Origin of the sequence: Paenibacillus sp., from assembly GCF_048976745.1 — a bacterium.
Classification (GTDB): Bacteria; Bacillota; Bacilli; order Paenibacillales; family Paenibacillaceae; genus Paenibacillus.
This window is the reverse complement of the sequence record NZ_JBHGUU010000011.1, coordinates 1-14560: the sequence shown is the minus strand read 5'-3', so window position 1 is coordinate 14560 and position 14560 is coordinate 1. Positions and strand designations below refer to the sequence as shown.

At 46.7% G+C, this 14560-nt stretch carries 16 protein-coding genes; 15 read left to right on the top strand and 1 reads right to left on the bottom strand.

Translation table 11 applies throughout. From position 1 onward, the window contains the following. Positions 1 to 29: 29 nt before the first annotated feature. The 9 genes from ACE3K2_RS17910 (at position 30) to ACE3K2_RS17870 (ending at position 7649) form a co-directional block, all read left to right on the top strand. Positions 30 to 218: a hypothetical protein gene (locus ACE3K2_RS17910; RefSeq protein WP_017690840.1), complete on the top strand. Its 189-nt coding sequence runs from the start codon at positions 30 to 32 to the stop codon at positions 216 to 218. Between the two features lie 133 nt (positions 219 to 351). After that, positions 352 to 1113 (top strand): type I methionyl aminopeptidase, encoded by a 762-nt coding sequence (map, locus tag ACE3K2_RS17905; RefSeq protein ID WP_421893038.1) that lies wholly within the window; start codon positions 352 to 354, stop codon positions 1111 to 1113. A 568-nt stretch (positions 1114 to 1681) separates the two neighbouring features. Further along, positions 1682 to 2734 (top strand): cytochrome c oxidase subunit II, encoded by a 1053-nt coding sequence (gene coxB / locus ACE3K2_RS17900; RefSeq protein WP_421893034.1) that lies wholly within the window; start codon positions 1682 to 1684, stop codon positions 2732 to 2734. Positions 2735 to 2805: 71 nt separating this feature from the next. Then, on the top strand, positions 2806 to 4656 hold the full coding sequence (gene ctaD, locus ACE3K2_RS17895) for a cytochrome c oxidase subunit I (RefSeq protein ID WP_421893661.1): 1851 nt from the start codon (positions 2806 to 2808) through the stop codon (positions 4654 to 4656). Then, positions 4653 to 5279, top strand: a complete 627-nt coding sequence (locus ACE3K2_RS17890) for a cytochrome c oxidase subunit 3 (RefSeq protein WP_047840264.1) — start codon at positions 4653 to 4655, stop codon at positions 5277 to 5279. Before ctaD ends, ACE3K2_RS17890 begins: the two co-directional genes overlap by 4 nt. A gap of 3 nt (positions 5280 to 5282) precedes the next feature. Then, complete coding sequence (locus ACE3K2_RS17885; RefSeq protein WP_421893030.1) at positions 5283 to 5603, top strand: cytochrome C oxidase subunit IV family protein; 321 nt, start codon at positions 5283 to 5285, stop codon at positions 5601 to 5603. A gap of 108 nt (positions 5604 to 5711) precedes the next feature. After that, positions 5712 to 6635 carry a cytochrome c oxidase assembly factor CtaG gene (gene ctaG, locus ACE3K2_RS17880; RefSeq protein ID WP_421893027.1) on the top strand — a complete coding sequence of 308 codons (924 nt, stop codon included), beginning with the start codon at positions 5712 to 5714 and terminating at the stop codon, positions 6633 to 6635. Between the two features lie 35 nt (positions 6636 to 6670). Beyond that, positions 6671 to 7135 carry a DUF420 domain-containing protein gene (locus tag ACE3K2_RS17875; protein ID WP_253429728.1) on the top strand — a complete coding sequence of 155 codons (465 nt, stop codon included), beginning with the start codon at positions 6671 to 6673 and terminating at the stop codon, positions 7133 to 7135. Between the two features lie 142 nt (positions 7136 to 7277). Then, positions 7278 to 7649, top strand: a complete 372-nt coding sequence (locus ACE3K2_RS17870) for a hypothetical protein (protein ID WP_421893024.1) — start codon at positions 7278 to 7280, stop codon at positions 7647 to 7649. 110 nt (positions 7650 to 7759) lie between these two features. Here the strand turns inward: ACE3K2_RS17870 and ACE3K2_RS17865 are convergent, their stop codons facing one another. After that, positions 7760 to 8089 (bottom strand): hypothetical protein, encoded by a 330-nt coding sequence (locus ACE3K2_RS17865; protein ID WP_421893021.1) that lies wholly within the window; start codon positions 8087 to 8089, stop codon positions 7760 to 7762. Positions 8090 to 8297: 208 nt separating this feature from the next. Here ACE3K2_RS17865 and ACE3K2_RS17860 point away from each other — a divergent pair, with 208 nt between their 5' ends. From ACE3K2_RS17860 to ACE3K2_RS17835, 6 genes are all read left to right on the top strand, one after another. After that, complete coding sequence (locus tag ACE3K2_RS17860) at positions 8298 to 9011, top strand: hypothetical protein (protein ID WP_421893018.1); 714 nt, start codon at positions 8298 to 8300, stop codon at positions 9009 to 9011. 89 nt (positions 9012 to 9100) lie between these two features. Beyond that, positions 9101 to 9490, top strand: a complete 390-nt coding sequence (locus tag ACE3K2_RS17855) for a GntR family transcriptional regulator (protein WP_421893658.1) — start codon at positions 9101 to 9103, stop codon at positions 9488 to 9490. A 15-nt stretch (positions 9491 to 9505) separates the two neighbouring features. Further along, the gene (locus tag ACE3K2_RS17850) at positions 9506 to 10402 is read left to right on the top strand and encodes an ATP-binding cassette domain-containing protein (RefSeq protein WP_421893014.1); all 897 of its coding nucleotides are present in this window, start codon (positions 9506 to 9508) and stop codon (positions 10400 to 10402) included. 20 nt (positions 10403 to 10422) lie between these two features. After that, a complete protein-coding gene (locus ACE3K2_RS17845) occupies positions 10423 to 11325 on the top strand; it encodes an ABC transporter ATP-binding protein (protein WP_036668607.1) in 903 nt (300 codons plus the stop codon). Next, positions 11318 to 12613, top strand: coding sequence for an ABC transporter permease (locus ACE3K2_RS17840; protein WP_421893011.1), 1296 nt, complete (start codon positions 11318 to 11320; stop codon positions 12611 to 12613). Before ACE3K2_RS17845 ends, ACE3K2_RS17840 begins: the two co-directional genes overlap by 8 nt. 144 nt (positions 12614 to 12757) lie before the next feature. Then, positions 12758 to 13978, top strand: a complete 1221-nt coding sequence (locus ACE3K2_RS17835; RefSeq protein WP_421893008.1) for a TraB/GumN family protein — start codon at positions 12758 to 12760, stop codon at positions 13976 to 13978. Positions 13979 to 14560 lie beyond the last annotated feature (582 nt).

Genomic DNA, 14560 nt, shown 5'->3' with positions numbered 1-14560 from the left:
CACTTTCAACGTTTTGGGAGGGAATTACAATGGCAACGAAAGGTCACAATGAGGTCAAAGAAAGTTTGAGGGAAATGACTCGGATTTTCCGTCCTAAAGATCCAAAAAAATTCGTGAAGGAGTACGTGAGAAAATACCGGATTACGGGTGGATACGAGGAAGAATTGACTTCTGTGGTTGAGCATGAGCTTGTCAAGATGGATTCTTCCGTGTCCTGAAACAACACACAACTCTGATTATACTGTTCCGATAATGAATAGAACCGTCTCCCGGGCAATAAGCTCCGGCAGGCGGTTTTTTTTGCGTTCCTGCTGCATATATATGGGAGTACACCTACAGCGGGAAGGATGAATGCATGTGGACCCTATTTTGAAAACCAAAGAAGAGATTGGCTACATGCGGGAAGCTGGACGAATTTTGCGAAGTTGTCACCAGCATATTGAGCAGTGGATGTTACCTGGTATCACGACAGTGGAGATCAACGAGCGGGTGGAAGAGTTTCTGGCAGCACATGGGGCCACACCGGAGCAAAAAGGGTACAAAGGATATCCGTACGCGACATGTGCCTCTGTTAATGAAGTGGTCTGCCACGGATTTCCGAGTGAAGAGAAACTGGCGAGCGGGGATGTAGTGACCATCGATATGGTGGTAAACAAAAACGGCTGGCTTGCTGACTCGGCCTGGACATATGGCATAGGTGAACCAAGCAGATCCATTCGCAAGCTGATGAGGCGCACGGAGAAGGCACTTGAGCGGGCGATTGCCCAGGCAGTTCCAGGGAATACGCTCGGAGATATTGGAAGTGCCATTGAACGAACAGCCAGACTGTATCGGTACGGTATTGTGAAACCTCTCATTGGTCATGGCATTGGACAATATATTCATGAACCGCCCAATGTGTTGCCTTATGGTAAACGCAGAACGGGCACAATGCTCACCGAGGGTATGGTCATTACCATTGAACCCATCTTTACGAAAGGCAGTTCCGGGGCCGTTGTGTGGGATGAAGACGGATGGACAGTAAGGACGGTAGATGGCAGCTGGGGAGTACAGTATGAGCATACGGTTGCGATTACTGGGGATGGCCCCTTGGTTCTGACCAATGGCACATGAGAAGAATCAGTCGGTGAAGATGTGGACTTGAGTTGAACGTTCTCAGGAATGCTCCATGCTGTTTTCAGCTTGAATGTGGCGGTATGGAGCGATAGGCGTGTCTTGTGAATGGATATGGAAGAGGGATTCCATAAAATCGGATCTTTTTTTTGCATAATAGCGCATGTTTTGAATGTGAGAAAAATCGCCAATAAATCAAGTTTTATCACCGAAATTTGGCAAAAATTTTCAAATGTAGAGTGTAATACTTTTAACTGAAATCGTTTGCAAATCAAGTTGTAGAGCGGTTTTTTACATAAAGTGAACAATTTGTGAACATGTGTCCAAAGATTGACAAAATCATACCCTCAACTTATATTTAATAAGTGATTGAAGCATATAGAATGAATTGGAAGAATGCGCAGACATGCCCTGAGCAGGAAATCACGGGAGTACTGGAAGCGTTATTTTTGTAAGCATTCTGTATGATGAAGAGGATTATGCGTATCGTGCTGAAACGTATCTTTTGCTGCCTTTCTACCGAACGACAACGGTAATCTACGAAAACGTAAAAAAGTGGGGTAGATCAATGATGAAACAGTGGCAGGTTGCAAAGCGAATTCTCCCCTTGCTGGCGGTGTTCTCTTTGCTGCTATCCGCATGCGGGCGGGAAGACTTGTCGGTAATGAAACCTCAGGGTCCTGTAGCGCAAGGCCAATATGATCTGATGAAGTTATCCATCGCGATTATGATCGTGGTGCTCATCATTGTATTTGCCATAGCGGCCTATGTTCTGATCCGGTTTCGTAGACGAGCCGGGCAGACTGATATGCCTGAACAGGTTGAAGGTAATTTCAAGCTGGAAGTAATATGGACAGCCATTCCGTTATTGCTGGTAATTGTGCTGGCAGTACCGACGGTCCAAACGATTTTTGCCCAAGGCGAAGATCTGTCCAATGACAAAAATGCACTTAAGGTCCAAGTCACCTCGCATCAGTACTGGTGGGAATTCACTTATCCTCAATATGACGTAACCACCGCTCAAGATCTCATCATCCCGACCGGAACAAAAATCGCATTCGAATTAAAAACCGCGGACGTGCTTCACTCCTTCTGGGTGCCGTCACTTGCGGGCAAAATGGACACAAACCCGGATGGAACACTTAACAAGTTCAGTTTCTCTGCACCAAATGAAGGCGTTTACCGCGGTAAATGTGCCGAATTATGTGGCAGATCGCATGCTTTCATGGAGTTTAAGGTAAAAGCAGTGAGTCAGGAATCTTTTGACAGATGGGTGAATCAGATGAAAGCACCTGCAGTCCTTCCTGAAGACACTCAATTGGCCGAGAAATTCAAAACAAACTGCCTTTCTTGCCACGCTGTTGGTGATCAAGGTGGACCGGTTGCACCTAACCTGACGGGAATCGGCGGCAAGGAATCTGTCGCAGGCATTCTGCTGAATTCTCGTGAGGGCCAGGAAGAAGGTAGTCCGGTACTGGATAACATGAAAGAATGGCTCCATGATCCACAATCCGTGAAGCCGGGCAATACCATGCCGAATCCCAAAGATCTTGGGTTGACGGATGAAGAAATCGACGGAATTGCCGAATATCTGGCCAACTACAAATTGGACTATGAATAGAACAGCAAGGACGAAGAAGGGGGTACACAACCTTGGCTCATGCGCATAGCGTCAAGAGGTACAGGGGCTTGATGGATTGGATTACCACCGTCGATCACAAAAAAATCGCCATTCTTTATTTGGTTGCGGGTGGATTTTTCTTTGGTATCGGCGGCATTGAAGCCATTTTGATTCGAATTCAACTGATGAAGCCTATGAATGATTTTGTATCGGCACAGGTCTTCAACGAATTGATTACCATGCACGGAACAACGATGATTTTCCTTGGTGTCATGCCACTTATTTTTGCCATTATGAATGCTGTTGTGCCTTTGCAGATCGGGGCACGGGACGTTGCTTTTCCGTTTCTTAACGCGCTTGGTTTCTGGACGTTCCTTTTTGGTGGACTGCTGCTGAACCTGAGTTGGGTTATGGGCGGAGCGCCGGATGCGGGCTGGACCTCATATACGCCGCTTTCGGGCAGTGAGTACAGTGGAACGCATGGTGTGGATTTCTACACCATCGGCCTTCAGATCGCGGGTCTGGGAACGCTCATCGGGGGCATTAACTTTCTTGCAACGATTATTACAATGCGTGCTCCAGGCATGTCCTACATGCGGATGCCGATGTTTACATGGACGACATTTATTACATCTGCCATTATCCTTTTTGCTTTTCCTGCCATCACGGTAGGGCTTGTACTTTTGACGTTTGACCGTATACTGGGAGCGAATTTCTTCGATGTCGCAGGTGGCGGTAACCCCGTACTCTGGCAGCACATCTTCTGGATCTTCGGGCACCCGGAAGTATACATTCTGATTTTGCCGGCATTTGGTATCATCTCGGAGGTTATTCCGACCTTCTCGCGTAAACGGTTGTTCGGATACAGTTCCATGGTATTTGCCACCATCCTGATTGCCTTCCTGGGCTTCATGGTATGGGCGCATCACATGTTTACAACAGGTCTGGGTAATGTAGCCAACGCGCTTTTCTCCATCTCCACGATGTTGATTGCCGTACCTACCGGGATCAAAATCTTTAACTGGCTCTTTACGATGTGGGGTGGACAAATCCGTTTTACAGCGGCGAACCTGTTTGCTGTTGGATTCGTTCCAACCTTCGTTATGGGTGGTGTTACCGGTGTTATGCTGGCATCTGCACCAGCGGATTTCCAGTTCCATGATACGTACTTTGTTGTAGCCCACTTTCACTACGTTATTGTAGGGGGACTGGTGCTTGGCTTGTTCTCGGGACTGCATTACTGGTGGCCGAAGATGTTCGGACGTATTCTGAGTGAAACACTTGGGAAATGGACATTCTGGACATTTATGATCGGTTTCCAATTAACGTTCTTTGTACAGCATTTCCTCGGTTTGATGGGAATGCAGCGTCGGATCGTTACATATTTACCGAATCAGGATTTTGATCTGCTCAATCTGGTCAGCTCCGTCGGTGCATTTCTGATGGGTGTGGGGGTTATCCTATTCCTCGCGAACATCGTAATCACCATGAGAAAACCGGCTGGTGCACCAAACGATCCGTGGGAAGACGGTCGTACCCTGGAATGGTCCATTCCTTCACCACCACCGGAATACAATTTCAAGCAGACTCCACTGGTACGTGGAATTGATGCCTACTGGAAGGAAAAGATGGCAGGACATACGGAGATGACACCGGCAGAACCTGTAGGTTCGATTCATATGCCTTCAGCAACGCCGTTGCCGTTTGTAATGTCCGTAGGTATCTTTATCGCCGGACTTGGCTTGATGTTCAGCAAGGATGAATTTGGAAATGCGTTTATGAATGTCATTTTCAACAATTATATTGTAGTTATTATTGGTCTCGTAATCACATTTGGATCAATGGCACTGCGTTCACTTTATGATGATCATGGCTGGCATATTGAACCGGAGGATCAGGATGAGAAGGGGGCTAGAACATGACAACCTCACATGCCGAACCGGTGAACGACAAATTGCCGCATGAACCGGAGAAAGCAACGCTGGAAGGACGTAACAAGCTTATCGCCTTCTGGTTGTTCCTTGGCGGCGAGACGGTACTGTTCGGTACACTCTTTGCTACCTTCCTGGCTCTTCGTGGCCAAACCAATGATGGACCTACGGCGAATGAACTGTTTCACCTGCCACTCGTGGCCGCTGCAACATTCATTCTCCTGGTCAGTAGTTTGACGAGTGTATTTGCCATTCAAGCCATGCATAAGGGCAAGCGGGATGCATTGGCATTGTGGCTTGGTATCACAGTGGTACTGGGTATGGGATTTCTCGCGCTGGAGATATACGAGTTCTATGAGTATGTGAAACATAAAGAGTTTGGCATGACCACCAGTGCTTTCAGTTCAGCATTTTATACACTGGTCGGGTTCCACGGAGCCCACGTTGCTTTTGGTATTGTGTGGATCGGAATCATTATTGGGCAGCTGTTCAAAAAGGGATTGACGGTCGTAACTGCACCTAAAGTATACGTCTCCGCAATGTACTGGCACTTTATTGACGTGGTCTGGGTGTTTATCTTTACGGTCGTGTACCTGCTCGGAAAGGTGGGGTAATACATGTCGGCACAGGATAAGACAGACCAACAGCCTGTAAAACATCGTCACCGGACGGAAGGGCCACAGAAACACGTCGTGGTGTTTATCTTCTCCATTATTCTCACGCTGATTGCGTTTGCGGCTGCTTCTGCCGGAGGGGTTAACACAACCTTTACCATTGTTATTTTGCTCGTGATGGCTATTCTTCAAGTATTCGTTCAATTGGGTTACTGGATGCACATGAAGGATAAAGGGCACTTGATGCCAATCCTGTTCATGGCCTTTGGTTTTTTCGTAGCCTTTACGTGCATCATTATGGCACTTTATTGGGTCTGGTGGTAAAAGAGATGGCGGCGGCGCATTGCCGCCGTCTTTTCCCCTTTTTAGCGAAAGAATCTTCACGAAGAAATGAAGGCAACAACCAAAATAGGTCACGGGGAGGTTTCCCGTATGCTCGGGTTGCAATATTTTAGCTTCAACGACTTATGGAGTCCGCTTGTATTGGCTTTATTTCTGATCATTGCGGCGGCGTATTTGGTGCTTGTGGGACCGTTAAGCGAGCAAATCAAGGATGCAGAGCCTGCGACTGCGGGGCAGAAAATCATGTTTATCACAGGGCTGTTTGTCCTGTATCTCGCTCAAGCTGGGCCATTTAATCTGCTCGGTCACGTCATGTTTAGCTTCCACATGGTGAGCATGGCGTTATCCTACCTGGTAGCGCCGCCGCTGATGATGAAAGGTTTGCCGATCTGGGTATGGCGCAGAATCGTACGCTGGTTGCCAACACGCCAGCTATCGTTCCTGGCTCATCCGATCGTTGCGGCCGTGATCTTTAACGGGCTTTTCTCACTGTATCACCTACCGATTGTACATGATTATGTCATGCTGAATTTTACCGTTCACCGGTTGTATTATATTGCACTGTTTATCACCTCGATGCTCATGTGGTGGACATTGCTGAATCCATTACCAGAGGGTAGACAAGCGTCGGGGTTATCCAAGATTGGTTTTATTTTTCTGAATATGGTGCTGCTCACGCCTGCGTGTGGATTGATTATTTTTGCGTCCGAACCGTTGTATCAGACGTACAGCAACCCGGCAGTATGGGCTGAAGCAATGCGGTATTGTGTGTCAGGAGATTCTACGGCTTTACTTCGCTCATTTGGTGGGCCAGCCTTCTTCAACTTTCTGTCTTCCGCGAAGGAAGATCAGCAGGTTGGTGGCATTGTAATGAAGTTTATTCAGGAAGGGATCTTCGCTTCCATGCTGGCTTATGTCTTTTTCCAATGGTATCGGAAAGAGAAACAGGAAGACGATGATGATTCGTATCCTGCAGGGGGCGCAGGGGGGCCACTCAATCCGGCTGCCAAATAATTAAGTCAATGTTCTGACAAGAGGGGGAACACACGATGGATATGTATTTTTGGCTACCAACGATCAGTACTTCTTTCATTGTGATTAGTGCAGTACTGGTGGGGATTGGATGGGTACTGATTATTCGGGGAAAACGTGAGGCCCATCAGTCCGCCATGGTAGCAGGTGCGATTGCAGCTCTAATCTTCTTTGTAATCTACATGTCTCGTACAGTGTTTGTAGGTAATACAGCATGGGGTGGGGACCCGGATCTGGAGATCTTTTATCGGATATTTCTGATCTTTCATATTATTCTGGCTACCGTGGCAGCAATATTCGGCATCTCCACACTGGTGCTGGGGTTCAAAAAGAAGTTTGGAAAACATCGTCGCTGGGGCAAGTTCACGTCCATGATCTGGTTCGGATCAGCGCTAACGGGTGTTGTTGTGTATGTTCTGCTATATATATTATATCCTGGTGGTCATACACGTCCGGTATGGGAAGCTATCCTCGGCGTGTAAAAGTAGAGACACAACCTCAGGTTAATCGTGCGTGAATCACAATAATATTCTGAAAATATGAAAATGGACGAATCTAGCAGATGATTCGTCCACGCCCCCTCTCGCATTCATTCATAGAATGATTTCGAGAGGGGGAAACAAATTGAAAAAAACAGTCAGTGTCAGTCAAACGTATCCACGCCTTACCGTGTATGCGGAGGAGAACTACAGAGGGAGAAGCCGCATCTATCGTGGCAACACAGGTCTTCGTAACCTGGACAATATTTTGGACGGGGTAGAGAGCCTGCGTTTTTTCTCAACAAGTTCCAATGCAACACTCGTTGTGTTTACACGTCCTAACTTTCAAGGTGGGTTCCGCGTATTCCGTGGCAACACCAACTTGAGAGATTTGGATGATCTGATCCGTGGTAATGACGTGGAATCTTTGATCTCCACGAATGAGCGGCTGACTTTGGCCGAGATTCGTGCAATCCGCAGCAACCGTAGTCTGCCTAGTGGTTATACCCTCGTTTAAATGTAAGGCCTCTTCTTCTAACAGGTGCTAGAGAACGGCAAAGGGCTGTACCCGAATTGTGTTTACACAATAACGGGTGCAGCCCTTCTTTTGTGGTTGGGGAAGGTTGTTTAATCCCCGCCGCCGCCACTGTCTCCGCCGCCGCTATCCCCACCACTGTCGCTGCTGCTGGCACTATCACTGTGGTGATGAGAGTGTGTATCTGATGAAGAATCCGAATCATGATATTTGTGATCTGGTGTGTGTCTGGCATGACGATCATGGGAGTCATCCCCTGTAATGACTGGATACCCCGAAGCAGAGTCGGCATAACCGTTGTTCCGGCGGATGCGGTGTCTGCCTTTTTTGGCAGAATGACGATGAGGTTCGTCCCGTAGGATTAACCAGATAACAACGATAAGGAAAAGGAGGACAAATCCGATCTCCACCAACCAATCCATAGCTGTAACCTTCCTTTCTTTGATTTGTTACTATACTTTATTTTAACGTAAATTCGAGCTGTGTCCCATCCGTCTTCCTGATTCAGGAAAATTAGGGGTTGACGGGATAAGAATCTGGTCTGTATACTGTGTATATTGATATATACAGTAAACACAGTGATCACAGTAAGCAAGATGAGTGAATGACAGGTGAAAGGCAGGCATACAGATGAACGAATGGAAGCAGGCGTGGTGGTTGACCCGCAACCAGATGAGTAAGGATAAGCTCCAGTGGCTATGGTCTGCACTATTCATGATATACACTGGCAGCATGTGCGGTGTGATGTTAGTGGGACAACAACAGACAGATTACATTAATCCGGTAGTGGATGCCTTCTTTTTGATCATGTTGCCATTTCAAGGGTTCATGTTCTGCAGGCGCTCCTTCCGTTACATACACGAGGATTCCTATACGCAGATGTTGGCCTACTATCGCAGAATCCCGATCCCTGAACAAACGGTGATGTGGTCCAGGTTACAGCAATCTCTGCTGGCGTTCTCGTATAATGGTATCTTTTTCTACGGATCCTTATACGTGATTAACCTTCATACCGAAGGATTCCGATGGGATCAATATCTGGCCTTTAGCCTGACCTGTACAGGTTATGGACTGTTGGTAACAGGATTCTATATTTATGGAGAGTTTCTGAACAGCGGCAAGAAATACTTGCTTCTCAGCACGCTTTTTGTACCATTTGCCGTTGGCATATCCTTATTGATTCGAATGTCAGGCAGTTATGGCTTTCGAATGGTGATGGATGAAAGTAAATCAGGGGGTCTGCTTTCCCCAATCATGTGGATTTCTCTGGTGGCTGGCTTAGCGGGATTATGGCTGATTAGTCGCTTAACGCTGAAGAAGCTGGTTCATCGAGATTTGAATTAATATGAGAATTGAGCTTATGTACGAATACAGGATGAAACCGGCGCGGTCAGGTAACAGACTGAAGTGTACCGGAGGGCGAGGTGCAAGATGTGAAAATACCCATTCAAATTAATGAAAATAGCGCTGAACCTTTATACCACCAAATTGAAAATCAGTTAAGATCGTTAATAATTACGGGTCAGTTGGGAGAGGGAACACATTTGCCGTCCATTCGTGAGTTCGCCGGAGCGCTGAATTGCAGTGTTATTACGGTTAGACGGGTCTATCAGGATCTGGAGAATGAAGGTTTGCTTCGTACGAAGCAGGGGACAGGTACATTTGTGGCTCAGGTAGAAGCCGGCGATAGAGAAAATTATAGATTGAAGGCCGCAAAGGATGCGATGCAGGCCGCGGTGCAGTCCGGCAAATCGGTAGGGTGCACGGAAGAAGAGATGGAGAGCCTGTTCCGGGAAGTCCTGAAGGCTATTTACGCGAAGTAAGGGAGTGATTCATACATGGAACCCATAGCAGTTCAGTTGAACGGTGTATCCAAAATGCGAAAACGCAGAGTTATTGGCCCGATTGATCTCTCCATCCCGGAAGGGTATGTAGTTGCTATTCTCGGTCACAACGGTTCAGGCAAAAGCACACTTCTTAACATGTTGCAACAAGTGGTTCTTCCAGATGCTGGGCAGATTATATGGTTTGGTCAGGAACATGATGGTCCTCTTCCCATCGAACTGAGACAACAGATTGGTTTTGTGGCAGATAACGCTGGTTCGGAAGAGAATCGGATAACAGCACAGGAAGCAGCCCATTTCCGGGCGTACTGGTACCCACGTTGGGATATGAAGTTGTTTGACCAACTGATTCATGATATGGAAGTACCTGTTGATGTGAAGCTGAACAAGATGTCCAAGGGAGAACGACGAAAATTTGAGATTGCAGCTGCACTTGCAGCTCGCCCAAGGCTATTGCTTTTGGATGAGCCTTCCTCGGGACTTGACCCCTTTGCCTGGAAAGTGATGGTGGAGCAGTTCCGTACTTACATGGCGGGGGGAGACACCACGATTCTGATTGCTACACATATTGCGGACGAAGTCAAACGGCTTGCGGATTACATTGTATTGATGCACCGTGGTCAGTCACTGGGGATGGCCGAGAAAGATATGGTGCTCGATCAGTGGAAAGAGATCTGGTATGAAGGCGATCTGCGGCCCGAGAGTATTCCTGGCATTGTAGAGTCGCATCTGGAAGAGAGTGGTTTGATTCGGGTGATAACAACCCGCGTCACTGAGGCGCAGGAAAGATTGGAACTGGCAGGCAACCGGGTATTGAAAATCCGTAACCTGGAGTTGGATGAAGTGCTGGCGTTCTGGATTGCCGGGTATGCACCGATACAGTGGAAATAACCGAAGGGAGACGATAAATGATGAACCGATTGGAATTGAAGCAAGTCGTCAAGCAATATGCAGACAAAACAGCCGTTAATGGAGTCACGCTCAATGTAAAAGAGGGGGAGATTTACGGACTGCTCGGAGCCAATGGTGCAGGTAAAACAACAACAATGCGCATGGTGCTCGGACTGATTCACCCTGACGGAGGCAATATCCTGTACAACGGCAAGCCCTACAATACGGAGCTGCAACAGATTATGGGTTATCTTCCGGAAGAGCGCGGATTGTACCCGAAGGTGAAAGTCAGCGAACAGATTAATTACCTGGCACGACTTCGTGGCATGAATGGCAAGGACGCAGATCAGAGCCTCAAGTACTGGCTGAACCGGTTTGAGGTACCTGAGTATTACGATAAGAAGATCGAGGAGTTATCCAAAGGTAATCAGCAGAAAATGGGCTTTATCGCAGCGGTAGTGCATAGACCGCAGATTCTTATTCTGGATGAAGCGTTCAGTGGACTGGATCCTGTGAACGTGGAATTACTTAAGTCCACCGTCAAGGAATTGCGTGACGAGGGCACGGCTATTCTGTTCTCGACACACCGCATGGAGCACGTTGAAGAGTTGTGTCGTCAGATCACCATTCTGCATCGTTCCAACACGGTGGTACAAGGAGAGATCAAGGAGATCAAGAGCCGGTATCCGCGTGAACAGGTATTCCTGGGTACGATCGGAAGTGTGGAAGGGCTCGAACAATTGTCTGGTGTGAAGAAAGTCGAGCGGAATGAGCGCGGGTACCTGATACATATTAGTCAGGTGGAAGCGGCTCAGGAGATTCTGAGAACAGCCATGACCCAGACGACAGTGGAACATTTTGAACTGAAGGAACCAACGCTTAATCAAATCTTTATTCGTGAGGTAGGTGAGTCGAATGAATAAAATGGGAACGATTACGGGTTTTACATTCAAAAACAAAGTCAAAACGAAATCATTCATGGTGACGACCATTGTACTTGCACTCTTAATTTCAATCGGACTCAATGTTCCATATTTCATTACCTTATTTAATGGAGGTTCCATTGGCGGAGCTTCGAGCAGTAATCCTGTAAATATTGGTCTTCTGAGTACAGGACAGCCTGAAGTTTCTCAGAAACTGGAGAGCTTCTCTGCAGCTCAAGGGGATCAGGCCTATCGATTCATTGCCAGTGGAGACAAAGATGAGGCGGCTCTTGCAGCGGATGCGGAAGCAGGACTAACCGATGGTTATCTGAAGTTTGAGACTGTTGCCGGACAGGAGTTTCCACAGCCCATTCTATATTCAGCAGAAGACGTATCCCCTCAGATCATTGCATCCATTGAAGCTGCGTTGCAGAGTGTGAAGCTGGATGTGGTTGTGAAGGATGTACTCACAGCAGAGCAGAAGGAACTGATTACAACACCTGTGAAGCTTACTGAGCAAAGCCTGAGCACAGATGAAAATGGGGCCGGTGCAGAGTCAGAAGGTGCCATGAGCCCAATTAACTATATTGTAGTGTACTTGTTGATCATCCTGTTGTTCACCTCGACCATGATGACAGGTAACATGATTGCCTCCGAGATCACGGCCGAGAAGAGCTCACGTATTATGGAGATTCTGATTACAAGTGTGTCACCGCTCAGTCAGATGTTTGGTAAAATCATCGGGATTTTCATGGTAGGCATGCTGCAAATCGGGATCTTCGGAGCTGTGGTTGCCGGCAATATCTTGCTGCCGCATAACCGTGCAGTGTTAGGTGATTTCAATATGAATCTGAGTGACGTGAATATTGCGGTTATTGTGTACGGACTCATATTCTACATTCTGGGTTACTTCCTGTATGCCGTCTTGTTCGCTGCCATTGGCTCAATGGTGAGTCGTACGGAAGAACTCGGTCAGGCTGTCCTGCCGATTACGATGTTGTCGCTTGTATCCTTTTATATTGCGATCTTCAGCATTTCTACGCCGAACATTCTGTTGTTGAAAATCGCAAGCTTCATTCCATTCACGTCGCCGACCGCGATTCTGGTACGAATCGGCGCAGGAGTTGCGCCAACTTGGGAGATTCTAACGTCCTTAGCGATTCTGATCGTATCCATTATCATCTTCGGATGGCTTGCAGCGAAAATCTATCGCACAGGTGTGTTGATGTACGGTAAACGCCCAACCTTTAAGGAATTGTTTAAAGCCATGAAGGCATATAAGATCTAAGTCGAGTGTTTGAAGGGGGAGGGATTGGCTAAGTGCTGCTCCGTTTGTGGAGTGGCACCAATTCCCACTTTATCCGTAGTATCTGAAGATGTCCGTTCTATTAAAATGATTGGCAACTATATTCAATAAAGGAGAATACATAATATGAAGAATTGGAAACGCACACTACTATCTCTTACAATCTCGGTGGGTTTGCTCGCATCTGCGGTACCGGCAATGGCAGCTCCACAAGGGACTTCCGTCAAGGTCAATGACCAGGCTGTACAATATGCTACTGGAGCACCAATTCTGGATAAAGGTACGACATTGGTTCCACTGCGGACTACGCTGGATGCTATGGATGTGAAGCTAACAACTGCGACAGATGATACGATTACTGCAGTGGTAGATGGCAAAACTATCACTCTCAAAAGCAAACTTACACGTATCAACGGTGTAACGTATGCGCCAATTCGCATCGTTGGTGATGCTACGGGTTATGAAGTACGCTGGGATGCTGCAACGCGCACCGTGTTGTTGGTATCCAAAGGTGGAGCAACTGAAACTGCTCAAACCGGTGGGCGCGGCTTTATGTGGGAAGTGCAAAGCAACGGAAACACGGTATATCTGGTAGGTTCCATGCATATTGCCGATGAGAGCTTCTATCCACTACGTCCGGAGTTTGAAGAAGCATTTGCGGAAGCTGACTATCTTGGGGTAGAGATTGATATTAGCAAAGCCGCTGATGAAGAGCAGCAAAAGCTGGTTCTAAGTCTGGGTTCGTATCAGGATGGAACAACATTGAAAGATCATATTTCCGGTGAAACGTATACTAAGCTGGGGGATGTATTGAAGAAAAATGGTCTGGAACCTAATGCTTTGGATGCATTTAAGCCTTGGGTAGTAGAGAGTACACTCGCAAGTTTGAAGTCCGCAACGGCAGGATACGAAGCGTCAGCAGGAGTGGATCTGTATTTCATCCAGAAAGCGATCGAGCGCAAACTTCCAGTTATTGAGTTGGAGAGTTATCAATCTCAGCTTGGCATGTTTAACGACTTCTCCAAAGAAACACAAGAGGAAACACTGAAAGCGACAATCGAGAACTTTGACGTGCTGGATAACAGTGTGAATCAGATGGCGGAGATGTGGAAAACGGGTAATGACGAGCAACTGCTTGAATTGACAAACAGCTTCTCCACTAACGAGGAGTACAACAAAGCAATGCTGGTTGATCGTAACATTGGTATGGCGGACAAGATCGATGGATACTTGAAAAGCGGCAAAGGCGAGGAGTATTTCATTGTTGTTGGCGCGGCACACTACCTGGGCGATCACGGCATCGTGAAACTGCTTGAGGATAAAGGATATAAAGTAGAACGTAAATAAATATAGATTACTATAGAAGGTAACCCTTTCGTCTCGAATAAAAGAGTTGAGAGGGTTACCTTCTTATATAATAGAAGAAAGACAGATTAATAGAGGAGATCAGCTGCAGGATATTACAATGGAATCTTAGATTCCATTGTAGATTAAAAGTCCTTAATCTGGTTAACTTATTGAATGAATATTTTTTTTGAAATTAACTCTTTACAAGTGCCTATGATGCATGGTATATTCTATTTCCGGCCAAAAAAACACGAGATACACGGTGCGGCAAGCGAATGAAATAAGCTTCGAAAGAAACTTAAAAAAAGAGCTTGCAAAGTTGGTTCGGACATGATATTATATAAGAGTTGCTGAAGAGAACGACATTCAGTAACAAAACAAGTTTGATCTTTGAAAACTGAACAACGAGTGAGTAAACATTCTGCTTGCAGAATGAACGCGAAAGTTTGAAACAAGCCTTGGCTTGGATCGACTGGAGCACAAATGAGATTTTTAATCTCGTCAGATTCAAAATGAGCTTATCGCTCTTTTCAATACTTTATTGGAGAGTTTGATCCTGGCTCAGGACGAACGCTGGCGGCA

Excerpts from the sequence above, each read along its gene's own strand:
- ACE3K2_RS17910 (WP_017690840.1), top strand. The coding sequence starts at position 30 with ATGGCAACGAAAGGTCACAATGAGGTCAAAGAAAGTTTGAGGGAAATG.
- map (WP_421893038.1), top strand. The coding sequence starts at position 352 with ATGCATGTGGACCCTATTTTGAAAACCAAAGAAGAGATTGGCTACATG.
- coxB (WP_421893034.1), top strand. The coding sequence starts at position 1,682 with ATGATGAAACAGTGGCAGGTTGCAAAGCGAATTCTCCCCTTGCTGGCG.
- ctaD (WP_421893661.1), top strand. The coding sequence starts at position 2,806 with ATGGATTGGATTACCACCGTCGATCACAAAAAAATCGCCATTCTTTAT.
- ACE3K2_RS17890 (WP_047840264.1), top strand. The coding sequence starts at position 4,653 with ATGACAACCTCACATGCCGAACCGGTGAACGACAAATTGCCGCATGAA.
- ACE3K2_RS17885 (WP_421893030.1), top strand. The coding sequence starts at position 5,283 with ATGTCGGCACAGGATAAGACAGACCAACAGCCTGTAAAACATCGTCAC.
- ctaG (WP_421893027.1), top strand. The coding sequence starts at position 5,712 with ATGCTCGGGTTGCAATATTTTAGCTTCAACGACTTATGGAGTCCGCTT.
- ACE3K2_RS17875 (WP_253429728.1), top strand. The coding sequence starts at position 6,671 with ATGGATATGTATTTTTGGCTACCAACGATCAGTACTTCTTTCATTGTG.
- ACE3K2_RS17865 (WP_421893021.1), bottom strand. The coding sequence starts at position 8,089 with ATGGATTGGTTGGTGGAGATCGGATTTGTCCTCCTTTTCCTTATCGTT.
- ACE3K2_RS17860 (WP_421893018.1), top strand. The coding sequence starts at position 8,298 with ATGAACGAATGGAAGCAGGCGTGGTGGTTGACCCGCAACCAGATGAGT.
- ACE3K2_RS17850 (WP_421893014.1), top strand. The coding sequence starts at position 9,506 with ATGGAACCCATAGCAGTTCAGTTGAACGGTGTATCCAAAATGCGAAAA.
- ACE3K2_RS17845 (WP_036668607.1), top strand. The coding sequence starts at position 10,423 with ATGAACCGATTGGAATTGAAGCAAGTCGTCAAGCAATATGCAGACAAA.
- ACE3K2_RS17840 (WP_421893011.1), top strand. The coding sequence starts at position 11,318 with ATGAATAAAATGGGAACGATTACGGGTTTTACATTCAAAAACAAAGTC.
- ACE3K2_RS17835 (WP_421893008.1), top strand. The coding sequence starts at position 12,758 with ATGAAGAATTGGAAACGCACACTACTATCTCTTACAATCTCGGTGGGT.